The organism is Marivita sp. (assembly GCF_022763305.1).
Lineage (GTDB): Bacteria > Pseudomonadota > Alphaproteobacteria > Rhodobacterales > Rhodobacteraceae > Marivita.
In genome coordinates this window covers 1-21,747 of the sequence record NZ_JALEGT010000012.1, presented here as the reverse complement: position 1 = coordinate 21,747, position 21,747 = coordinate 1, and the positions used below count along the sequence as shown (strand labels likewise).

Below are 21,747 nucleotides of genomic sequence, written 5' to 3'. Positions count from 1 at the left end.
GCGAAAATGTCCCGTCATCCGGAACAGGGCTGGCACCGGTGCCTAGAAGTTAGGCAACCGCCGCCATGCACTCGCCTTGGCGCTGAATTGGTCCGGCTTCAGGCGGTGAACGGGTCGTCCAGAATACCGACTACCCGCAGGATGAACTCTCCGCCATCCGCAGCCAGTGCGTCGGCATAAAAGCCGTCGGTTGCGTCGATTGCGTCCTGAATGCTGCCCTGTGATCCCTCGAACAGCGCCATCACAGCCGACGCGTTGCCAACATCCGACATCCCGTTCGTCACCGCAAAATACGCGCCAATATCCGTCTTGTCGCTCAGATACTGACGGTCGGCCAATTGCTGTTCGATGAAGTCGGGGCTTGCCCCGTTGGGCGGATCGGCTTTGGCCCCGCCCAGAATAGCCAGAATGAACTGATCCCGCCCGACGCTGCCGCTGTCCAGCGCGTCGACCCAGAAATCGAATCCCGCCTGATCCGGGATGCGGCCGAGGACATTGTCGTAAACAGCGGTGGCGAAATCCGCGTTCGACAGGTCGGAGGGGTAGGTTGCCCGCGTTTCCGGCTGGTCGATGAAGAATGTCGCGGATTGCTCAAGCGTCACACCATTGGCAAAGGCCGTGCCCCAGAAGGACAGCCCCACGGCATCGGGTGCGCGGTTGAAATAGGCGATGTAGAGTTCGATGAACGTCTCCAGATCGGCCCGTGAAAGCTGCGCCAGACCGCCGAACTGGTCGAGGCTGAAAGGCTCTCCGGTGAAGTCCGTGTCGAAATCCAGCACTTCGATTTCGGTCATCGTATCGGTGCCGTTCCCACCATCGCGCCGATCGGTGATGATCACCGAGTCCGCACTGATTGTAAGGGTGTAGCTTGCCTGATCGCCGGAAAAGAACGCTGTGTCGGTGCCTGCGCCGCCATCAAGAGCGTCATCGCCCGCGCGCCCTTCAAGGATGTCATCGCCCTCGGACCCTTCCAGCAGGTTGCCCGCCGCGTTGCCCCGGATCACGTCATCACCACTTGTCCCAAGCACGTTTTCCACATTGGAAAAGGCGTTCGAGATCTGGCCGTTCGATTGTGTGGTGGCCGTGATGTCAATCGCAAAGCTGGGAATGTCGTCCTCGGTCTCGTCGCCCGTCGGCAAGCGAAGATCGAGATCCGAGGCAGAGCGCGCATAGAGCGGATCGGTCAGCAGCACGTCGCGCGGGCTGATGGACTGTCCGTCGAACTGGCGCGACGCCGTACCGCCATCGTCGGCCCAGACCACGCGCCCGACCTCGACATCCCGCGACAGGGTGCGGTCCTGCAAGTCGATCTCCAACGCCAGCGTCCGGCCGCCACCTTCGGCAAGGTCGGTGCCGCCCGAAAAATCAAGCGTGTCGATCCCGTCGCCCCCATCGGCGAAAAAAGAATTAGCCCCGATCACCATCCGGTCATTGCCGGTGCCGCCGTAAAGCTCGTCCTCGGTGTTGATCGCACTATGGCCCCCCGCAATCAGAATGTCGTCCCCACCGCCACCGCTGAGCGTGTCCACCCCTGCGCCACCCGAAAGCAGGTTGTCGGCACCGTCGCCGGAGATGTTATCATCCAGATGGGTGCCGAAGACGTTCTCGATGCTGATCAGCGTATCGCGTTCGCCGCCACGTCCGCCGGTCTGCGCCGCAAGATCGACAACTGCCCCGGCAAAGACCTGCGCCACGATCTCGCCCTCGGCGCCACCGTAGCTGGCAAAGGCATAATCCACCGTGTCGGTGCCATCCTCGCCATCCACCAGATCGTCGCCCGCGCCGCCATTGATTGTGTCGTTGTCACCTTCGCCCCGGATCGTGTCGCGCCCGTCGCCACCAAAGACCTGATCGGCACCGTTGCCCGCACTCACCGTGTCATTGCCAGCCCGGGTGATGATGCGGTCAGCCGCGCCGCTGCCCACAACGGTGTCGGCTGCGTCTGACGTCACCAGCGCTTCGATGCCGGTGATGCTGTCGAGGTCAATGTAAGTGTTCGAAACCGCCGTCCCGTTGGCCAAGTTGACGGATACCCCTTCGCCAAAGCGCGGTTCGATGATCAGCGTGTCATAGCCCGCGCCGCCAAGGACCTCGTTGTTCATGCGGGTGATGAAGAACGTGTCGTTGCCGTCGCCGCCATCGGCCGTGACGTCCCCGCCCGACGTGACCTCGATCCGGTCGTCGCCGATGCCACCAAACGCGTTGCCGCCATCACCGATGATGATCAGGTCATTGCCCGCATCACCATAGAAAGTCGGATTCTGACTTCCGGTGCCGCTCACGGATTCAAGGTGATCATCACCTCCGGCCCCCCGGATGATCGCATCCGTCCCCGTGCCCCAGGTCACGTAGTCGTTGTTTTCTCCGAGCAGGAATTCGTCGATATTCGCGATCCCGAACCCGTCGCCCCGTGCGTCGATCTCGCGTCCGGTGTAATCCTTGTCGGCCGCGATAAAGCGCAGATTGCCGCTGCCGCTGCTGGTCAGGAGAATGAACCGCGCGTCGCCCACGGGCCGCAGGTCGAGCGTGTTGTAGCCGAACCCGCCATCGAAATTGCCTGCAATCCGACCACCTTGCGGCCCACGCTCGGCAATCAGGAGGTCGTCACCGCGCCCGCCATTCACATCATCGGCGCCCCACGAATACATCGTGTCATTGCCGCCGCCGCCACCGATGTCGATCCGGTTCAGGGCATCCCCCGCGCCATAAATCGTGTCGTCAGAATCCGATCCGATGAAATGTTCGATATTCAAAGCGATGTCCGTGGCGATCACCTGTCCCGACCAGTTCAGCCGGTCGATCTCGCCCTCTGCGGCACGGATCACCACGGGCCCAGTGGTGGCGCTGTCCTGCATCGCGATGTTGAGCATGCCGAGATAGAACTGGTCGTTGGACAGGAATGAGTTGATCTCATCCCGCCCGGTCGCATAGCTGAGCGTGTCGATGCCCGCCTCGCCATCATAAAGCTCGGCCCCGCCATTGTCGGATGTGTTCAGCGCGCCTAGGAAGTCGTTGCTGTCACCCCCGCGCAGCGTGTCGACACCCTGACCGCCCCATAGCACATCGCGCCCTTCGTTGCCGAACAGCGCATCATCGCCAGAGCGCCCCGACAGCATGTCCCGACCCCGACCCGAGAACAGCGTGTTGTCGCTGCCGTTCCCGTAGATCTGCATGTCGCTGCCATTCTGGATGATGACATTCTCGATGTCGAACACCTGATTGACGTCGCCATCCGCGCTGGCGAACCCGGTCTCAAGGTTCACCGTTACCGGTGAATTGCGCCCCAGATCGAACACCTGGAACGTGTCGCTGCCCGGTCCCCCGTCCAGCGCGTCGACCCCGGTGCGCGGGATGATCAGGTCATTGCCGGGACCCCCGAAGATGAAGTCACGGCCCAACGTGCCCTGAATACGGTCATCGCCCCCCAGCCCGTAGACCACGTTCATGTCGTTGAAGACTTCGCCGTTCAGCTCAAGCCCGTCGATCAGAACGCCACCGGGATTGAGGAAGATCAGTTCGCCTTCGTCGGTTGTGACCTCCCCGTTCGGGCCGGGCGTATCGTCAAGGACCGAGACACCCACCACCGCGGCTTCGAATTGCTCCTTGGTGAAGGTCTCGGTCCCGAAGTCGAAGAACTCGACCTCGGTCACGATCTCGATCCCTTCATTGAACCCATGCCCGCCGACATCGGTATGGGTGAAGATCAGCTCGTTGGTGGCATCGTTGCGGGTGAAGTCGTATTCGGCCAGTTCTCCGGCAAACACCACGCGGTCAATTCCTGCCCCGCCGATGATGGTGTCTTCGCCCGCGCTTGCGACGATGATGTCATTGCCGTCATTGGCGAGAACAAGATCGTCCCCGCCCGCCGGATCGAACGCCTCGTCGCCGCCGGTGCCCAGCAGGGTGTCGGCAGTCGGATCCCCAAGGCGCAGGGCCGGGCCATCGAGCAGCGCCAACGCGTTGAGTTCGATGGTCTGGAACGTGACGTCGAAAATGTCGAAGGCGTCGAGCGCGATTTCGGTGAAATCGGGGACATCGAAGAAGTTGAAGTCAAGTTGATCCAACAGGCTTTCCAGATCCTCGGCCACGCTGAGAAACCCGTCAAAAAGGTCAATATCCGGAAAGAGCGGCTCCAGAATCCGCGCCAGTTCATCGAAGAGTTCATTGACCCCCAGCTCTTCGTTCAGAAAGTCGATGACCGGCGCAACCACGAGATCGAAGACAACCCCGATCGCGTCCAACAGCGGCTGGATCGGGCGCAGCGCCGCTTCGACAATGTCAAGGATCACGCCCAGCCCTTCGAACAGGCTGTCGAATTCCAGCAGATCGCCGAAGATCGCATTCAGATCCGGAAACCCGGCGATGTCGAATGCGCCCAGCAGGTCGTCAAACCGCGCCTTCACATCGTCATAGGCATCGGCGGCGTCCTGCGCCGGACCGAAGGCCACATTGATCGGCGCGACCAGATCGTCGGCTTCGTTGAACAGGCCCTCGAAGTCGTCCCGTCCCGGGCGGGTTGTCCCGGCATCTGGGTTGAGCGCGGGAATGCCATTCGGGGTCGACACGCGGTCAAAGGCGCGGACGATCTCGTCAATGCTGTCGCGGATGTTCACGAGGGTTTCTTCCGTCGACACGATGGCTGGCATGATTGTCAGGTCCACCGCCCGGTCCGCCTGAACGATTTTGTCGAGCAGCGGCTCGATCCCCTTGGCGCGGTCCGTCGCATCCTTGATCTGCACGATGCGCGGCTGGATCACCTCGAGAATGTCCTTGAGCGCGCGGGATGGACCCTGCAAGGGGGCTACGTTTTCCGAAAGCTTGAGCGTCGTCAGCGCGGCGGAAAACCCGGCATCCGCAACCTTGATGATCTTTCGGAAGGTCAGGTAGCTTTGCGATGCGGTCGCTGCAGCGTCGAGGGCTGCCGCCAGCTTTTCCGCATCGGCGCGGATGGTCTGAACATCCGACGTTGTGATTGTAAGGTTTGATTGAAATTCAAGCAGGTCATTTCCGGCAGTCATGAGACATCCTCCGCTGCCCGAAATTGAGCATGACCCAAGGTAACGCGGTGCCGCGTCCACCTGTCAATGGCGGAGTTCTCAGCCGGTTGCCCCGTTTTCGATCACGGTTTCCAGCGCGCCAAGATCGGGGACCGGCAAGAGTTTCGACAACTGGCGAAACGCGGCGCGGCAGTCCGGGCCGTGCCATCCCTCCGACAGCAAGGCCTCGGGCAAGGCCGGGCTGCGCAGAACCAGCCTGCGCCATTCATGTACAACGACACACCGCAAAGCTGTGCTTTGCAGAAGGTCCAGGTCTTCAAAGGCGATCTCGTTCAAAAGCATTCCGAACCGCCGCTCCAGATCCTGCGATGCGGTCTGAAGGTCGGGCGGGCACAGCTTGTCCGAGACCCATTTGGGAATGGTCCGTTCCGGATCGAGAGGCAGGCGCAATTGGTGCTCGCGGGCATCGGTCGAGGTGGTCACAAAGGCGCGCGCGCCGATCTGGAGCGTGACCGCCGCCTCCTTGTCCACCGGCAGATCGACCGGTGCGGACGGGTCTTCAAGGATCAGGTACGCCATGCCGTGGGTCGGCGGGCCGTAGACGCGGGGCCAGGCAGCTTCGGTCTGGGACCGGCCAAGCGGTGTGAGGCCATAACGTGTCTGACGTCCCGTCCGATGGCTTTCGATCCAGCCTTCCTTGCGCAGGCGATGCAGCGCGACGCGCGTCGCCTCGGGTTTGATCCCGATGGCGGCGGTCAGCGCATTGACGGTCGCCCCACTGAGGCGGGCCTGCGGTGCGACCGCAAGATCGCCGAACATCGTGACCAGCAGCGACCAGACCCGTGGCGCGGAGCGCCCAAGCAGGCGGGTGACAATGCGGGTGAACTCTGCGTCGGTCATGCCTCACCGATACGCGTTGCGTTGCGACTGGCCAAGCCATCACCGGGTCAGCGATATGCGTTCATCGTCAGCAGTTCGTATTCTGCAACAGGCGCGTCGTCCTGATTGCGCAGGATTACCTGCCAGCGCACCTCGCCGTAATCGGATGTACGCCTTGTCTTGGCCTTCACGGTCAACTGCACCTTGATGCTGTCCCCGGCGCTGACCGGCTTCTGAAAGCGCAGGCCGTCAAGCCCGGTATTGGCCAGCACCGGCCCTTCGTCGGGATCGACGAACAGCCCTGCCGCGAAGCTGAGCAACAGATAACCATGTGCCACCCGCCCCGGGAAGAACGGGTTTCGCCGGGCGGCCTCCTCGTCCATGTGGGCATAGAAGGTGTCACCTGTGAAATGCGCGAAGTGTTCGATGTCCTCCATCGTGACTTCGCGCCCGTCAGTGTGCAGCGTTTCCCCGATCTGCAGCGCGTCAAAGTTGCGCCGGAACGGATGTGCCGGCCCTCGCGGTGTGGTGGCACCGGGCACCCATTGGCCAGTTACCGCGCGCAGGATGTCGGGACTGCCCTGCACGGCGGTGCGCTGCATGTAGTGCAGCACACCCCGCACCCCGCCGAGTTCCTCGCCGCCGCCCGCACGGCCCGGACCGCCATGCACCATATGCGGCAGCGGAGACCCATGCCCCGTCGCCTCCGCCATGCTGTCACGGTTGTTGAAATAGAGCCGCCCATGATAGGCGCCCGCGCCCATCACCACCTCGCGGGCGACGTCTGGGTCGTGTGTGATCACCGATGCGACAAGGCTGCCTTGTCCGCGGTTCACAAGGGCAATCGCGTGAGGCAAGTCGCGGTAGCCCATCACGGTTGCCACAGGGCCGAAGGCTTCGGTGTCGTGAACGTGTCGCGCCGCGTCCGGGGTCGCACAGTGATAGAGCATCGGCGGCAGGAACGCGCCTTTCTCGGCATCCGCCCCCTGCACGGCAAAGGACTCCGGGTCGCCGCAGACCCGCTCGGCCTCGGTGTCGAGTATGGAGCACTTGGCCAGAACATCCCGGCGCTGGGCATCGGATACCAGCGCCCCCATCCGAGTTGCGGGATCGCGCGGATCACCGATCACCGTGTCGCGCAACCGCTCGGACAGCGCGGCGATCACCGCGTCCACCTGCGCCTCGGGTGCGATGATGCGGCGGATGGCGGTGCATTTCTGCCCTGCCTTGGTGGTCATTTCCCGGTGGGCTTCCTTGATGAAAAGATCGAATTCCGGCGTGCCGGGCACGGCATCGGGGCCAAGGATCGACGCGTTCAGGCTGTCCTGTTCCGCCATGAACCGCACAGCATTGCGTTGGATGTTCGGCCGGATGCGAAGGCCCATTGCGGTCTCGGCGGAGCCGGTAAAGCTCACCACGTCCTGCGGGCCAAGGTGGTCCAGCAGATCACCAAGCCCGCCAGTCACGAGCTGAATTGTACCATCTGGTAAAATTCCGCTCTCCAGCATCATTCGCACACAGGCCTCGGTCACATGGCAGGTCGCCGTGGCGGGTTTCACGATTGCAGGCACACCGGCCAAAAGGGTCGGGGCCAGTTTTTCCAGCATGCCCCAGACCGGGAAATTGAAGGCGTTGATATGAACTGCCACGCCTTGCAACGGGGTGCAGACATGCTGCCCGACAAAACTGCCGCCGCGCGACAGGTGCTCGACCGCGCCATCCAGATAGACGTGTCCATCCGGCATCTCGCGTCGGCCCTTGGAGGCCATGACAAGCATCGTTCCGATCCCGCCGTCCACGTCGATCAGATGGTCCTTCTGCGTCCCGCCCGTCGAAAAGCTGAGATCGTAAAGGGTGTCCCGGCGCTCCTGAAGGAACAGTGCCAGCGCCTTGAGCATCCGCGCGCGGTCGTGGAACGTCATGGCCCGAAGCGCTGGTCCACCGACGTGCACCGCATGGTCCAGAAGCGCGTCCGCATCCACAAGAGACCGCCCGGCACGGGCGATCACATTGCCCGTCACGGCGTCTTGAATCTCTCGCGCGCTGCTGTCCGGGGCGTGCCATGTGCCCGCGATGAAACTCTGAACATCCTGAATGGTCATCCTGCTCCTCCTTGCCTGCCTAAGTATTTGACCGGACGCAAACTTCATGCAAGCGTCCCCGCCATGACACCGGACGAACGGGCCGAACAGGCCGCGCAGAAAATGTGGCACCAGGACCATGCCTCGCAATGGATGGGGATGGAACTGGTGCATGTCGCCGAAGGCGAAGCGGTCATGGAACTGACCGTCAGGAAACACCATTGCAACGGGCATGGAATGTGCCACGGCGGAGTGATCTTCACTCTGGCCGACAGCGCCTTTGCTTATGCCTGCAACAGCCGCAACCAGGTCACGGTTGCGCAGCACAACTCCATCACCTTCATCGCGTCAGGCCGGCTGGGTGACCGCCTGCGCGCAGAGGCGCGGGAGATTTCGCTGAAAGGTCGCAGCGGCATCACCGATGTGCAGGTCACGAACCAGGCGGGTGTGCTGATCGCGGAGTTTCGCGGGCTCTCGCGCTCCATCAACGGACACGTGTTCGAAGAAGCGTAGGGGAGGCGCTGGGCACATGAAGGATCTGTCACCGAAACCGTCGGATCTCGATCCGATCGAACGTGCTTCGATCGACGAAATCCGCAGCCTTCAGCTGGAGCGCCTGCGCTGGTCGCTCAATCACGCGTATCAGAACGTGCCGATGTATCGCGCGCGGTTCGACGCGGCGGGCGTGCATCCTGATGATCTCAAGGACCTGTCCGACCTTTCGAAGTTTCCCTTCACCACGAAATCCGACCTGCGCGACAATTACCCGTTCGGTCTTTTCGCCGTGCCGCGCGAACAGATCGTGCGTGTCCACGCATCGTCCGGCACGACAGGCAAGCCCACGGTCGTCGGCTACAACAGGAACGACATCGACATGTGGGCCGAGGTGGTGGCGCGGTCGCTGCGGGCGTCGGGACTCAGGGCCGGGGACATGGTGCATGTGGCTTATGGCTACGGCTTGTTCACCGGTGGTCTGGGCGCGCATTACGGGGTGGAAAAGCTGGGTGGTACGGTTGTCCCCATGGGGGGTGGCCAGACTGAAAAACAAGTCGGGCTGATCACCGATTTCCGCCCCAAGGGCATCATGGTGACGCCCTCCTACATCCTCAACATCCTTGAAGCGTTCCACAAGGCGGGGCTTGATCCGCGCGAATCCTCGCTCGAGGTCGGCGTGTTCGGTGCAGAGCCGTGGACCAATGCCATGCGTCAGGAAATCGAGGAGTCCTTCGACATGCACGCGGTCGACATCTACGGTCTGTCCGAGGTGATCGGACCCGGTGTCGCCAATGAATGCGTCGAGACCAAGGACGGGCTGCATATCTGGGAAGACCATTTCTATCCCGAGATCATCGACCCGGACACCGGGCTTGTCCTGCCCGACGGCGTAAAGGGTGAGTTGGTCTTTACCACGTTGACCAAGGAAGGCATGCCGGTGATCCGCTACCGCACGCGGGATCTGACGCGGCTCATGGCCGGAACCGCGCGGACGATGCGGCGGATGGAAAAGGTCACGGGGCGCAGCGATGACATGATGATCCTGCGCGGGGTCAATGTTTTCCCGACCCAGATCGAGGAAGAGGTGATGGCGACCGGCGGGCTTGCCCCGTATTTCCAGATCGAACTCACCACCTCGGGCCGGATGGACGCGATGCGCGTGCTGGTCGAGGCGATGCCCTACGCGGTCAGTGATCTGTCGAAACAGGCGGCGGCCACCATGCTGACCGAGCGGATCAAGGATCATGTCGGTGTGACCGTCTCCGTCCATGTCGGTGATCCCGGTTCAGTGCCGCGGTCGCAGGGCAAGGCTGTGCGCGTCGTCGACAAGCGCAAGCCGGGCTGACGGTTTTCCCTACTGGTCGTAATCCACAACGATCCGTGGGCTGATCGGATAGGATTGGCAGGACAGGACATAGCCTGCCGCCACCTCGTAATCCTCGAGCGCGTGGTTGGCGACCATGTCCACCTCGCCCTCGATCACCTTGCATTTGCAGGTCGAACAGACCCCGGCGCGACAGGCATGGGGGGCATCCATCGCATTGTCGAGCGCGGCTTCGAGCAGCGTCATGTCGCGCGCCATCTCGAAGCTGCGGGTCATGCCATCGAGCGTGATGCTCGCGGCGATGCTGTCACGTGTGGCGCTGTCCACGGATCTCGTGCGACGCTCGAGCCGGCCAGTCTGCGCGCTGGCGAAGAGTTCGAACTTGATCTGCTCTTTCGTCAGCCCGTGATCGCCGAGCGACTGCGCAATCGCCTTCATCATCGGTTCGGGCCCGCAGATGAAGGCCGTGTCCACGCTGGCGATGTCGATCCAGTGGGCGAACAGGGCCGCGCATTTTTCCCCGTCGATCCGGCCCTCGAACAGGTCGATGTCCTGCGCGTCGGTCTCGAGAATGTGGATGATGCTGAAGCGGCCCATGTGCTGGTTCTTCAGGTCCTCCAGTTCTTCGCGGAACATGATCGTGTTCAGGCTGCGATTGGCATAGACGAGCGTGGCGCGGGATTTCGGTTCGGCCGCCAGCACCGTCTTGAGGATCGACAGGATCGGCGTGATCCCGGAGCCGCCGGCGAAGGCGAGGTAGGTCTTCGCCTGGTCCGGTTCGATCGGCGTGTTGAATTTCCCCATCGGCTCCATCGCGTCGAGCGTCATGCCCGGCTCGAGCGCGGTGTTTGCCCAATGCGAAAAGGCACCGTCCGCCACGGCCTTGATCCCGACACGGAGCACTGCTTCATGGGCGCCCGAGCAGATCGAATACGATCGGCGCAGCTCGGTTCCGTCGAAATCCCGCCGGAAGGTCAGGTACTGGCCCTGGGTGAAGCTGAAATCGCCCCCGTCGCGGGCCTCGAATGTGATGACGACCGCGTCCCGCGTCGTCTTTTGCACATCGGTCACGGTCAGGGGAAAGAAGCGCGCCATATCAGAGGTCCGGGGTCAGATGCATTTGAAATAATCGAACGGCTCGAGGCAGGCGTCGCAGCGCCAATGCGCCTTGCAGGGGGTCGATCCGAACTGACTGACGCGGGTCAGAAGCGCGCTGCCGCAATGGGGGCAGGCCTCGGGTCCGCCAGCGGGCGAGGGCGGTGCAATGCCATACGCGGCCAGTTTTGCGCGCCCCTTGTCCGACAGCCAGTCGGTGGTCCAGGGAGGCGCGATCTGGGTCCTGATCTTGACGTTTCGCACGCCGCGATCGTGCAGGGCGGTTTCGATGTCCATCGCGATCACCGACGTGGCGGGACATCCCGAATAGGTCGGGGTGACGGCCACTTCGAGCGTGTCACCCTGCCAGGCCACGTCCCGTACGATACCGAGATCGACCACAGAGATCACGGGGATCTCCGGATCCGGCACCTCGTCGAGCCAGGACCAGATGGTGGGCAGGTCGGGTGTCATGTCACCACGTCGCACCCGGATAGGCGCGCTGGAGCCACTGCATCTGCGTCAGCATGTGGCCCAGATGTTCGGAATGGCGGAACCCGGTCTTGCCGCCCGATTGGGCATAGGCGCTGTCGGGTTTCGTCAGCGTCGCCTCGGTCAGGATTGCGTCGATGCGGGTGTCGAACCGGCTGCGCAGAACCGCCAGGTCCGGCGCGATCCCGGATTTGTGCATCGCCGCGTCGACCGCATCTGCCGCAAACATTTCACCCACATAGGGCCAGAGCAGATCAAGCGCCGCTTGCAGTCTGGCATTGCTTTCCTCGGTGCCGTCACCCAGTCCGATCACCGTCTCGGAGGACCGGTCGAGGTGATAGGTCACTTCCTTCAGAGCCTTTGCCGCAATCCCGGCGATCCGGTCGTCCCGTGCATGGGTCAGTTCAGTCAGCAACTCGAAATGGAAGGCATCGAACAGGCATTGGCGCAGGATCGTCTTGCCGTAATCTCCGTTGGGCTGTTCCACGAGCAGGAGGTTTCTGAACTCCCAGACGTCGCGCAGCATCGCCAGATCATCGGCACTGCGCCCCGCGCCCTCGACCTCGCCGGCAAGGCCCAGCCACATCTGTGTCTGTCCGATCAGGTCCAGCGCGGTATTGGCGAGTGCGATATCCTCTTCCAGCGCAGGCGCATGACCGCACCATTCGCTGACCCTGTGACCCAGGATCAGCGTGCTGTCGCCCAGCCGCAGCAGGTATTCGAAAAGCGCTGCGCGGTCCGTCATCACATGTGGCCTGCTTCATCGGGGATGTCGAAAAAGGTCGGGTGGCGATAGACCTTGCTTTCGGACGGCTCGTAGAGCGGACCTTTGTCCGACGGGGAGGAGGCGGTGATGTGCCGTGCCTCGACGACCCAGATGCTCACACCTTCGTTGCGGCGTGTGTAGACATCGCGCGCGTTTCTGAGCGCGTGTTCCGCATCGGGGGCGTGCAGACTGCCCACATGCCGGTGGTTCAGACCGTGTTGTCCGCGGATGAAGACCTCCCAGAGGGGCCATTCGTGTTTCATATGTGTCCTCGTGACGCTTATCGAGCCTTACGGCTCTCTTCGCGAAGAAGCCTGTCAGGGCTGATGAGCTATTCCGCCGCCATGCGGGCGGCGCGTTTCTTTTCGGCGTGGGCCATGAGCCCTTCGCGCACCCAGGCACCGTCATCCCAGGCCTTGTTGCGCGCGGCCAACCGTTCGGTGTTGCAGGGGCCATTGCCCTTGATCACATCGTAGAATTCCGACCAGTCGGGCTCTGCGAAATCGTAGCCGCCTTTCTCGTCGTTCCAGCGCAGGGTCTCGTCCGGGACGCTCAGGCCAAGATACTGCGCCTGCGGTACGGTCTGATCGACGAATTTCTGGCGCAATTCGTCATTGGTGTTCATCTTGATCTTCCATTTCATCGACTGCGCGGAATGCACGCTGTCGGTGTCGGAGGGGCCGAACATCATCAGCGACGGATACCAGAAGCGGTTGAGCGCATCCTGCGCCATTTTCTTCTGCGCAGGTGTGCCTTGGGCCATCTTCATCATGATGTGATAGCCCTGCCGCTGGTGAAAGCTCTCTTCCTTGCAGATGCGGATCATCGCGCGGGAATACGGCCCGTAGGAGGTGCGCTGGAGCGGAACCTGATTCATGATCGCCGCCCCATCGACCAGCCAGCCGACCGCGCCCATATCGGCCCAGGTCAAGGTCGGGTAATTGAAGATCGAGGAGTATTTCATCCGCCCGTCGAGCAGCATTTCGGTCAGTTCGTCCCGGCTCACCCCAAGCGTTTCGGCTGCTCCATAGAGATACAGCCCATGCCCGGCTTCGTCCTGCACCTTGGCCAAGAGAATCGCCTTGCGTTCCAGTGTCGGGGCGCGGGTGATCCAGTTGCCTTCGGGAAGCTGGCCGACGATTTCGGAATGGGCATGCTGGCCAATCTGGCGGATCAGCGTCTTGCGATAGCCTTCCGGCATCCAGTCCTTGGGTTCGATCTTGTCGCCCGCGTCGATCCGGGCCTGGAACGCGGCCAGCTTGTCGGGATCATCCTGGGTCGCTTCGGACGTGACCATCTGGGCGTACATGGGGTGCTCTTTCCTGAAAAAACGAGACACGATCTGGGTCGTTGAACGTGGCCTTATCATACTCTGTTTGACGGTTTCGCGCAATCATAATGTTACATCAGAGAGTGATGTTAAATCATTCGGTAACGTTTTTTCGGCGTCAGATCTCCAGCCTGCTGAACGGCGCATGCGGTCTGGATGTCTTCAGATCGGCGGCGCGGCCCGTTCCGTGATCAGTTCGCGCGCGGTGACGCGTTCGCGATGGATCATGTAGAGCCCCGCGCCGATGATGATGGCGATCCCGGTCAAGGTCAGGGCGTTGGGGAAGTCGCCAAAGACCAGATAGCCAAGCAAGGTTGCGACGGGCAGTTCCAAGTATTGCAACGGTGCCAGTGTCGCGGAAGGCGCCATCGACAGCGCATAGGTCATCATCATGTGACTTACGGTGGCGAAAAGACCGACGCCCAGCAGCCAGACCCATGTGATGCCCTGCGGCCAGACCGGGTCAAGAAGGTCGGACCCCGTGCCGTCGGCGAGGAACATGATCGGCAGGCACAAGGCACTTGCGATCAGACCGGTATAGAATTGGAGCGTTACGGGATGAACCTTTCGTGACAATCCGCGTGTGACGAGGATGTAGAAGGCAAACCCCACCGCGGTTCCCAGCGGGAACAGCGCCACCGCGCCGAAGGCGGAGAAACTGGGTTGGATGACGAAAAGCACCCCCACGAACCCGACCAGTGCTGCCGCAACGCGACGGGGTCCGACATCTTCGCTCAGGTAGAACTTGCCCACGAGCAGCACGATGAATGGCGCGACGAAGACGATGGCCAGCGCATCGGCCAGTGGCATCACGCGGATCGCCGCAATGAAGCAGAAGGTCGACAAGAGCAGCAGCGTCGCCCGGATGACGAGCGCGAACCACAGCCCTCGGCCCACCCGAAGCGACAGTCCCATCAGCATGACCACGGGTGCCATCAGCAGGCATTGCACGATGAAACGGGCAGCGGTGATCTGACCGACCGGAACGCTGCTCGAGGCCAGCTTGGCGGCCACATCAAGCAGGGGGGCGGTCACGCAGAACCCGATCATCAGGGCGACACCGGCAAGGATGCGGTCGGTCGAGGGGGCGGCTTGATCTACGCGTGTCATATGTCCCCTCTAGCGGGCTGTGCCGTGGCGCGTCTGTTTTCTTTCCGACGCCTGTCGACACGGAAGGGTCGGGGCGCCGCATGGTTGGGCGCTGATCTGGCATCTGCTGGGAAATGGTGGCGTGGGGGGGACTCGAACCCCCGACCTAACGATTATGAGTCGTTCGCTCTAACCAACTGAGCTACCGCGCCGGACCGCCGCGTGAGTACGAGCGGTGCGGCGTGGCGTCAAGGGCTAATCTTGCGTTTTTTGCACGCCAGCACGCGCGGCTGATCCGGGATGCGGACGCGCGGACGCGTCCGCGATTCTCAGGCGACTGAAAATCGGCCTGTCGCGCTTATTTGACGATCTTTTCGTCCTTGACGAACATGTTGGCCCACGCCCGGTCGATCAGCTCTGGCGTCATCTTGTAAGGCCAGCCCTCGAAATCGCAAACAGCGATCATCTGGTCGATCAGGAAGACCGGCTGATAGTTCGCGTAGACGTTCTTGATCGTCGGGTACTTGTTCTTCAGCAGGTGGATGAGCGATTTCTCGCAAAGCTGCATCTGCTTTTTCTTCGCCACCATCGAGAAGATCTTGAGGAAGTTCTGCTGGTCCGGGCCGTCGATCTTGATCTTGAAGAAGATCCGGCGCAGCGCGGCCTGGTCGAAGATTTCGTTCGGGTGGAAGTTGGTCGAGAAAATCACAAGCGTGTCGAAGGGCACTTCGAATTTCTCGCCCGATTGCAGAGCCAGAATGTCGCGCGCCTCTTCCAGCGGAACGATCCAGCGGTTCACCAGCTTCTGCGGCGGCTCGGCCTGACGGCCAAGGTCGTCGACGATGAAGATGCCGCCGGTGGATTTGAGCTGCAGCGGCGCCTGATAGGTGCGCGCGGTCGGGTTGTAGACCAGATCGAGCATGTCGAGCGACAGTTCACCCCCGGTGATCACCGTGGGGCGGGCGCAGAGCACGTAGCGCGTGTCAAACCGGTTGGTCAGGCGCAGCCCCGTGGCCGTGCCGGCGGTTTCGGCGGCGCTGTGCACGATCGGGTCGTAGACGGTGATCACCTGGCCTGCATATTCGATGGCGTGCGGGATGTAGATCTTGTCGCCCATCGCGTCGCGGATGCCGTTCGAGATCGACGATTTCCCGTTCCCCGGTGGTCCGTACATCAGGATCGACCGTCCCGCGCCCACGGCGGGTCCGAGATTGCTGAGCAGGTCCGGCGGCAGGATCAGGTGCCCCATCGCATTGGTCAACTGATCGCGCGAGATATGAATGTTGCGGATCGACTGGCGTTTGACCTGTTCGGAATAGACCGCAAGCGGCACCGGCATCGCGCCGTAATATTCAGATTGGGCAAGTGCGTCCAACGCGCGGGCTTTGCCCGCATCGGTGAGCTGGTAGCCCATCTCTGAGCCGTTATTGGCGTTCAGCGTACCGGTCGCCTCGAGGAGCAACTGGCCGCGCGCCATGTCGATCAGTTCCTGCGTGATCGGCACCGGGAGGCAGATGCTCTGTGCAATCGCGGTCGCCGTCGACACGTTCTTGCGGAACATGGTCTTGAGCAGGATATCCCGCATCATGACCGGTTGCAGCTTCATGTCTTCGATGCGCTTGGGCGGAGGAGGCGCCATGACGGCGCTGGTTTGCATGTTCATGGGGAGCCCCGGATCGGTTCAGCCAAAAGTCGTTGGGCTGAACTGTGACAGGCCATTGTGGCAACAGAAGGGCTGGGTCGGGACAGGTTGTTGGCAGACTACCGGCCGAACCACGCCCCGAGGCCAAGATAGATGGCCAGAGATCCACCCAATGCCATGCCCATGGGGAACTTGGGATTGGTCCAGCTTTTCCAATGAGGGGCGATGTTGCGTAGTGCCGTATGCTTGGCGAGGCGATGGGCAAGGAAGGCGGCAAGGATGTTCGCGGCGAAGAGCGCCATCAGCAGGCGCAGATCGCCCACGTGGATGAAAGGGGCGGCGGCCGCGGCGAATTTGGCGTCACCGGCCCCCATTGCGCCGCCGGCATTGAGCGCGATGCCTGCAATCAGAACCACGACCAGATGGACATAGCGCCAGAGATATGCGTCGAAGGGCAGGGCAACCAATCCGACAATTGCAAACACCAGAAACAGCGCGACGACGATCTGGTTCGGAATGCGCATGTCGCGCATGTCCGAGAACGTCACGTAGACGCACAAGGGCAAGACAAAAGGCAGGAAAACCAGAGCCGAGAACGCCGAAATGTCCATCTGACGTCTCAGTTCACGACATTGGCTTCAAGTGCCTCGAGGCTGCGGGCCGCGGCTTCGAAGTGCTGCGGATGGGTTTCAATCGCGTCGCGCAGCAGACCCTGACCGGTGACGACATCACCCCGCTTGACCGCCGCAAGACCCATCGTGTGCAGGAGCTCCGCGCGTTCGATCTGTGTCATGGGAACAACTGGCAGGACGTAATTGCCTTGCGCGCCGCGTGCGAGAACGAGGTTGTTCTTCGCGGTGAAGAGCGAGTCATCATTGCGGATCGCCTCGGTAAAGAGCCGCTCCGCCCCGGAGAAATCGCCGCGCGTCAGCTTGGAAAAGCCCCAGTTGTTCATCACCGAGGCGGGCGTCGTGGTCAGGCCCACCGCCGTCTCGTAGAAGCTGTCGGCCTTGTCCCATTGTTTCTTGCTGTCGGCGATCATCGCTTCGAGCCGATAGCGCTTGTAGGTCTCGTGTGTGGGCGGAATGGCGTTCAGCACGGTCTCCGCGCGATCCCATTCGTTGTTGCGGATAAGCGCATCCGCAAGCTCGACACGATCGTCATTGGTCGCGGCTTCGTTTTCGACGACGCGCGCCCAGGCCGCAACCCCTTCGGTGTGGCGCTTCGCGCGGATGAGCGAAATCGCCAGTCCCCGAGCGAGATCGACACGGTCGGGCTCCGCGCTGCTGGCGCGCTGGAAATAGGCGACGGCTTCGTTCGGATCGGAAACCGACAGCATCACCTCGTTCAGATTGGTCCCGTCAATGACGTTGACCCCTTGGAATTCGCGGTCAACGGCCTCGGTATCAATGCCACGCTCGCATCCGGAAACCACAAACGCCCCTGCTACGCACAGGGTCACGATAAAGGGATGGCGCATTTTTGCGTCCTTTACTGCTCTGCCTCATGACTGTGTCGGGCGGATGAGAAAGTCGCTATTGCCGCGCCGCACAAGTTTATATTGTTGTTCTGTTTCCGCAGTGTACTGCGAATTTTCCAATTTTGCGAGAGCCAAGCGCAGATTATCCCGAATTGCAACACTTTCGCCATTGTCGAGGGCGAAAGCCCGGCGAAACACCTGTGCTGCTTCGGCTGTTTCGCCCTTTTCGATGAGAACAACACCCAGATTGTTCCACCCATCGGGCGTGTCGGGCGCGTCTTTCGTGGCCCGCCGCAGCAGGTCCTCGGCCTGATTGAGGCGTCCCAGAGCAAGATTGGCCGATCCGAGCGACATCAGGACTTCTGGAGTAAGGCCTTGTTCGGCGGCAGCGAGGCTGAACGAACTGAGCGCGAGTTCATATTCGCCCGCGGCCATCAGGCGATGGCCCACGGTCAGTTGATCGACGGCCTCGCCCCGAGGGTCGACACTGGGTGCAAATACCGCGTCATCAGACGTGGAAAAGCCGCCCGGTCCACAGGCGGCCAATCCGATCAGAAAGAAGGCGGGCCAGAACCGGCCGAACGTCATTGCCCCATCGAACTCCCGAGACTTCCAAGCTGCTGGATGCCGACGACCGAAGGACCCACGAGAATGATCAGCAGCGGCGGCACCGTCAGCATCATTGTGGTCAATGTCATTTTGGTTGGCAACTTGTTTGCCTTTTCCTCGGCGCGCATCACGCGTTTGTCACGCATTTCTGCCGCATAGACCCGAAGCGCGTCGGAGATCGGCGTACCGAAGCTTTGGCTCTGGTTGAGAACCGTCACGAAGGACATCACGTCCTGCACGCCGCAGCGCTCGCCCATGTCATTGAGAACCATGGTCTTGTCCTTGCCGGCTTTCATCTCGTAGCTGACCAGCTCGAACTCGTCGGCGAGGCTGGGATAGGAGGCGCGCAATTCCTTGCTGACGCGCACGATGGCCTGATCCATGGACTGACCCGCTTCGACGCAGACCAGCATCATGTCGAGACTGTCGGGAAAGCCGCTTTCGATTTCCTCCTGGCGTTTCTGAACCCGGCTGGTGATCCAGTATTTCGGGAACATATAGCCCGCTGCGCCCGGCCCGAGGATATACATCACGGTCTGCTGCGTTGTGGCGCTGGACGGGTCAAGGACGAAGTAGAAATAGACCAAGCCCAGGATCAGACCGCCGATGCCCAGTACGAACTGCAAGAAGTAATACAGTTGAACCGCATCCTTGGTCCGATAGCCGGCCTGCAACAGCTTCATGCGAACGTCGGACAGCTCTTTCGCGTCCTGCGGTTCAAGGAACTGGGCGTATTTGTTGAGCTTCTGGTTTTTCTGCTTGTCCCGCAGCACCGCGCGCGTCGCCGCATCGACCTGCTGGCGGCCGGAGGTCTGCTTGTCCAGCCGGTCCATCGGGTTGGCGCGGGACATGAAGAACATCGGGATGGCGAGGACGAGCAACAGAATGCCCAACCCGGCGATGATGATCATCGGGCCGGCCGGACCAAGCAAGTCATAGGCGAATTGGTTGAAGGCTTGCATGGTTGGGACCTCAGACTTTGATATTCACGAGTGCGCGCATGACGATCAGGTTGGCGATCAGGAACGCGCCGACGACGAAACAGGCCGGGATGAACCAGGGGTGGTCGATCACTTCGTCGTAATAGTTGGGATCGGTCAGCTGGATCACGATGAGCGCGCCAACCGGGAAACCCGACAGGAACTTGCCCGACCACTGTGCCTCGGCGGTGATCGCCTTGACGCGGCGAAACAGGCGGAACCGCGCGCGGATCACCTTGGCCAGTCCTTCGAGGATTTCCGCTAGGTTGCCGCCCGATTGCTGCTGGATGGACACCGCAACCGCGAGGAAGCGCAAATCCTGCATGTCGAGCCGTTCCGCCATCGCCTTCAGGGCTTCGCCGATGTCACGGCCATAGCTGGATTCGTCTGCGATCAGGCCGAATTCCGTGGCCAGCGGATCCTTGATTTCCTTGGACACGATGGAGATGGCCGACGAGAACGGATGCCCGACGCGGAGCGAGCGCACCATCAGTTCGACCGCATCGGGGAGCTGTTCTTCAATCAGGCTGACGCGTTTCTTGGCCTTGCTTGTCACCCAGAAGAACACACCGCCCACACCCATCGCGACACCCATCACGACCCGAACCGCCAGTCCGGCTTCGGTCCCGAGGGTGAGGCCGACAAAGGCGACGACGCTGACCGCGACCATCACCATGATCAGCTGTTGCGGGGTGAAGGCAATCGCGGCCTTCTGCGCCCGGTCTGCGAGGATCGAGTAGAGCGGCAAACCGCGCGAACTCATGTGTTGGTCCATCTCCTTGCGGAGTTTGGCCAGCACCTCGTCGCGCTTTGTGCCCTTGTCGAGCATTTCAAGGCGTCGGTTTACCCGCTTGTTCAGGCTGATCGACTTGCCGAAAGCGACAAGGTAGACGCCTTCGACAAGCACCAGAACTGCAATGAAGATAAGACCGTAGACGATCGGTTCTGCGCTGAGTGTCATGTTCAATGGTTCCCGTTGAAGGGTTCGTAGATCGACGGCGGCAGGTCATAGCCCCACATCTTGAAGCGTTCGGCATAGTTGGACCGGACGCCCGTGGCGGTGAAATGGCCGATGATCTTGTTTTCCGGCGTGAGACCGACGCGCTGGAAGCGGAAGATTTCCTGCATGGAGATGACTTCGCCCTCCATACCGGTGATTTCGGTGATCGACGTCATGCGGCGCGAGCCATCCTGCAGGCGCGACGCCTGCACGATGAGGTTCACAGCCGAGGAAATCTGGGACCGCATCGCCTTGAGCGGCATCTCGATGCCGGCCATGGCGATCATGTTTTCCAGACGGCTCACCCCGTCGCGGGCGCTGTTGGCGTGGATCGTGGTCATCGAGCCGTCGTGGCCAGTGTTCATGGCCTGCAGCATGTCGATCACTTCCTCGCCGCGCGTTTCCCCCACGATGATCCGGTCGGGGCGCATACGAAGCGCGTTCTTGAGACAGTCGCGCGGGGTTACGGCGCCCTTGCCTTCGACGTTGGGCGGGCGGCTTTCCATCCGGCCCACATGGGTCTGCTGGAGCTGAAGTTCCGCCGTATCCTCGATCGTCAGGATACGCTCGCTGTCGTCGATGAACGAAGACAGCGCGTTGAGCGTGGTCGTCTTACCCGAACCCGTACCACCCGACACGATGATGTTCAGACGTGTCGCCACGGCGGCCTGAAGGTAGACGGCCATTTCCTCGGTAAAGGCCCCGAAGGCGACGAGGTCGTCGATGCTCAGCTTGTCGGTCTTGAATTTACGAATGGACACGAGGCTGCCATCCACCGCAATCGGCGGCACCATCGCGTTGAAACGCGAACCATCCTGAAGACGGGCGTCCACATAGGGGTTCGATTCATCGACGCGACGGCCCACGGCGGACACGATCTTGTCGATGATCCGCATCAGGTGCTTTTCGTCCTTGAAGGTGATATCGCTGAGCTGCAGCTTGCCGCTGCGTTCCACGAAAATCTGATGCGGACCGTTGACGAGAATATCGCTGACGGTTTCGTCTTTCAGCAATGTCTCGAGGGGCCCGAGCCCCTTGACTTCGTCATACAGTTCCTGGTTCAGCGCAATCCGCTCTTCGCGGTTCAGCACCATGCCCTTTTCCTGCAGGCTTTCGTTGGTGATCGCGCTGATTTCTTCCTTGAGCTGGCTCTCGGTCGCCTGATCGAGGGCCGCAAGGTTCAGGTTGTCGAGCAGCGCGCGGTGCAGTTCGAGCTTGATTTCGCTCAGGCGCTCCTTGCGCTTCTTGTCCCGATCCGCCGTTTCTGCAACGGCGGCCTTCTTCGGCAGCACCTTGCGCAAGGCTTTGGCCGGTGCAGGCGAATTGGCCGGGGTTTCGACCTTGACCGCGGCGGCTTTCGCTGCCGGTGCGACCTCGACAGCCGATTTCTTGTATACCCGTCCTCCTGAATTGACCTGACTTTTTGTTAGGCCGATTCACTCTGCCACATGTTGAACAGGGCAGCGGCTGGTACTGTTTGATTATGAG

Annotated in this window: 18 protein-coding genes and 1 tRNA gene; 2 read left to right on the top strand and 17 right to left on the bottom strand. The window is 61.6% G+C overall.

Annotation, left to right across the window (positions count from 1 at the left end; genetic code table 11):
• Positions 1-98: 98 nt before the first annotated feature.
• The 3 genes from MRY75_RS01505 to paaZ form a co-directional block, all read right to left on the bottom strand.
• On the bottom strand, positions 99-5,018 hold the full coding sequence (locus tag MRY75_RS01505; RefSeq protein WP_292305376.1) for a DUF4214 domain-containing protein: 4,920 nt from the start codon (positions 5,016-5,018) through the stop codon (positions 99-101).
• Positions 5,019-5,096: 78 nt separating this feature from the next.
• Complete coding sequence (locus tag MRY75_RS01500) at positions 5,097-5,897, bottom strand: PaaX family transcriptional regulator C-terminal domain-containing protein (protein ID WP_292305375.1); 801 nt, start codon at positions 5,895-5,897, stop codon at positions 5,097-5,099.
• Between the two features lie 47 nt (positions 5,898-5,944).
• Complete coding sequence (gene paaZ / locus MRY75_RS01495; RefSeq protein WP_292305374.1) at positions 5,945-7,978, bottom strand: phenylacetic acid degradation bifunctional protein PaaZ; 2,034 nt, start codon at positions 7,976-7,978, stop codon at positions 5,945-5,947.
• Between the two features lie 63 nt (positions 7,979-8,041).
• Here paaZ and paaI point away from each other — a divergent pair, with 63 nt between their 5' ends.
• A complete protein-coding gene (gene paaI / locus MRY75_RS01490; RefSeq protein ID WP_292305373.1) occupies positions 8,042-8,470 on the top strand; it encodes a hydroxyphenylacetyl-CoA thioesterase PaaI in 429 nt (142 codons plus the stop codon).
• Between the two features lie 16 nt (positions 8,471-8,486).
• On the top strand, positions 8,487-9,797 hold the full coding sequence (paaK, locus tag MRY75_RS01485) for a phenylacetate--CoA ligase PaaK (protein WP_292305372.1): 1,311 nt from the start codon (positions 8,487-8,489) through the stop codon (positions 9,795-9,797).
• 9 nt (positions 9,798-9,806) lie between these two features.
• On the opposite strand, the gene MRY75_RS01480 is transcribed toward paaK, so the two are convergent.
• The 14 genes from MRY75_RS01480 to MRY75_RS01415 all read right to left on the bottom strand — a co-directional run bounded on the left by MRY75_RS01480 (position 9,807) and on the right by MRY75_RS01415 (position 21,695).
• A complete protein-coding gene (locus MRY75_RS01480; protein ID WP_292305371.1) occupies positions 9,807-10,871 on the bottom strand; it encodes a 2Fe-2S iron-sulfur cluster-binding protein in 1,065 nt (354 codons plus the stop codon).
• A gap of 15 nt (positions 10,872-10,886) precedes the next feature.
• Positions 10,887-11,345 (bottom strand): 1,2-phenylacetyl-CoA epoxidase subunit PaaD, encoded by a 459-nt coding sequence (paaD, locus tag MRY75_RS01475; protein WP_292305370.1) that lies wholly within the window; start codon positions 11,343-11,345, stop codon positions 10,887-10,889.
• A gap of 1 nt (position 11,346) precedes the next feature.
• Positions 11,347-12,108: a 1,2-phenylacetyl-CoA epoxidase subunit PaaC gene (gene paaC / locus MRY75_RS01470; RefSeq protein WP_292305369.1), complete on the bottom strand. Its 762-nt coding sequence runs from the start codon at positions 12,106-12,108 to the stop codon at positions 11,347-11,349.
• The gene (gene paaB / locus MRY75_RS01465; RefSeq protein WP_292305368.1) at positions 12,108-12,392 is read right to left on the bottom strand and encodes a 1,2-phenylacetyl-CoA epoxidase subunit PaaB; all 285 of its coding nucleotides are present in this window, start codon (positions 12,390-12,392) and stop codon (positions 12,108-12,110) included. Before paaB ends, paaC begins: the two co-directional genes overlap by 1 nt.
• A gap of 68 nt (positions 12,393-12,460) precedes the next feature.
• On the bottom strand, positions 12,461-13,438 hold the full coding sequence (paaA, locus tag MRY75_RS01460; RefSeq protein ID WP_292305367.1) for a 1,2-phenylacetyl-CoA epoxidase subunit PaaA: 978 nt from the start codon (positions 13,436-13,438) through the stop codon (positions 12,461-12,463).
• 183 nt (positions 13,439-13,621) lie between these two features.
• Positions 13,622-14,569 (bottom strand): DMT family transporter, encoded by a 948-nt coding sequence (locus MRY75_RS01455; RefSeq protein ID WP_292305366.1) that lies wholly within the window; start codon positions 14,567-14,569, stop codon positions 13,622-13,624.
• A gap of 114 nt (positions 14,570-14,683) precedes the next feature.
• A tRNA-Met gene (locus MRY75_RS01450) sits at positions 14,684-14,760 on the bottom strand.
• Between the two features lie 146 nt (positions 14,761-14,906).
• Complete coding sequence (locus MRY75_RS01445) at positions 14,907-16,211, bottom strand: ATPase (RefSeq protein ID WP_292305365.1); 1,305 nt, start codon at positions 16,209-16,211, stop codon at positions 14,907-14,909.
• 98 nt (positions 16,212-16,309) lie between these two features.
• Positions 16,310-16,801, bottom strand: a complete 492-nt coding sequence (locus MRY75_RS01440) for a prepilin peptidase (protein ID WP_292305364.1) — start codon at positions 16,799-16,801, stop codon at positions 16,310-16,312.
• 8 nt (positions 16,802-16,809) lie between these two features.
• Positions 16,810-17,670, bottom strand: coding sequence for a tetratricopeptide repeat protein (locus tag MRY75_RS01435; protein WP_292305363.1), 861 nt, complete (start codon positions 17,668-17,670; stop codon positions 16,810-16,812).
• A gap of 24 nt (positions 17,671-17,694) precedes the next feature.
• A complete protein-coding gene (locus tag MRY75_RS01430; protein WP_292305362.1) occupies positions 17,695-18,258 on the bottom strand; it encodes a tetratricopeptide repeat protein in 564 nt (187 codons plus the stop codon).
• Complete coding sequence (locus tag MRY75_RS01425) at positions 18,255-19,241, bottom strand: type II secretion system F family protein (protein WP_292305361.1); 987 nt, start codon at positions 19,239-19,241, stop codon at positions 18,255-18,257. The genes MRY75_RS01430 and MRY75_RS01425 overlap by 4 nt, the downstream gene beginning before the upstream one ends.
• A 10-nt stretch (positions 19,242-19,251) precedes the next feature.
• Entirely contained in the window at positions 19,252-20,220 is a 969-nt protein-coding gene (locus MRY75_RS01420; protein WP_292305360.1) for a type II secretion system F family protein, read from the bottom strand.
• 2 nt (positions 20,221-20,222) lie between these two features.
• Positions 20,223-21,695: a CpaF family protein gene (locus MRY75_RS01415; protein WP_292305391.1), complete on the bottom strand. Its 1,473-nt coding sequence runs from the start codon at positions 21,693-21,695 to the stop codon at positions 20,223-20,225.
• Between the last annotated feature and the right edge of the window lie 52 nt (positions 21,696-21,747).

What these genes read in the sequence shown, in the direction of transcription:
- MRY75_RS01505 (WP_292305376.1), bottom strand. Translation starts at nt 5,018, where the DNA reads ATGACTGCCGGAAATGACCTGCTTGAATTTCAATCAAACCTTACAATC.
- MRY75_RS01500 (WP_292305375.1), bottom strand. Translation starts at nt 5,897, where the DNA reads ATGACCGACGCAGAGTTCACCCGCATTGTCACCCGCCTGCTTGGGCGC.
- paaZ (WP_292305374.1), bottom strand. Translation starts at nt 7,978, where the DNA reads ATGACCATTCAGGATGTTCAGAGTTTCATCGCGGGCACATGGCACGCC.
- paaI (WP_292305373.1), top strand. Translation starts at nt 8,042, where the DNA reads ATGACACCGGACGAACGGGCCGAACAGGCCGCGCAGAAAATGTGGCAC.
- paaK (WP_292305372.1), top strand. Translation starts at nt 8,487, where the DNA reads ATGAAGGATCTGTCACCGAAACCGTCGGATCTCGATCCGATCGAACGT.
- MRY75_RS01480 (WP_292305371.1), bottom strand. Translation starts at nt 10,871, where the DNA reads ATGGCGCGCTTCTTTCCCCTGACCGTGACCGATGTGCAAAAGACGACG.
- paaD (WP_292305370.1), bottom strand. Translation starts at nt 11,345, where the DNA reads ATGACACCCGACCTGCCCACCATCTGGTCCTGGCTCGACGAGGTGCCG.
- paaC (WP_292305369.1), bottom strand. Translation starts at nt 12,108, where the DNA reads ATGACGGACCGCGCAGCGCTTTTCGAATACCTGCTGCGGCTGGGCGAC.
- paaB (WP_292305368.1), bottom strand. Translation starts at nt 12,392, where the DNA reads ATGAAACACGAATGGCCCCTCTGGGAGGTCTTCATCCGCGGACAACAC.
- paaA (WP_292305367.1), bottom strand. Translation starts at nt 13,438, where the DNA reads ATGTACGCCCAGATGGTCACGTCCGAAGCGACCCAGGATGATCCCGAC.
- MRY75_RS01455 (WP_292305366.1), bottom strand. Translation starts at nt 14,569, where the DNA reads ATGACACGCGTAGATCAAGCCGCCCCCTCGACCGACCGCATCCTTGCC.
- MRY75_RS01445 (WP_292305365.1), bottom strand. Translation starts at nt 16,211, where the DNA reads ATGAACATGCAAACCAGCGCCGTCATGGCGCCTCCTCCGCCCAAGCGC.
- MRY75_RS01440 (WP_292305364.1), bottom strand. Translation starts at nt 16,801, where the DNA reads ATGGACATTTCGGCGTTCTCGGCTCTGGTTTTCCTGCCTTTTGTCTTG.
- MRY75_RS01435 (WP_292305363.1), bottom strand. Translation starts at nt 17,670, where the DNA reads ATGCGCCATCCCTTTATCGTGACCCTGTGCGTAGCAGGGGCGTTTGTG.
- MRY75_RS01430 (WP_292305362.1), bottom strand. Translation starts at nt 18,258, where the DNA reads ATGACGTTCGGCCGGTTCTGGCCCGCCTTCTTTCTGATCGGATTGGCC.
- MRY75_RS01425 (WP_292305361.1), bottom strand. Translation starts at nt 19,241, where the DNA reads ATGCAAGCCTTCAACCAATTCGCCTATGACTTGCTTGGTCCGGCCGGC.
- MRY75_RS01420 (WP_292305360.1), bottom strand. Translation starts at nt 20,220, where the DNA reads ATGACACTCAGCGCAGAACCGATCGTCTACGGTCTTATCTTCATTGCA.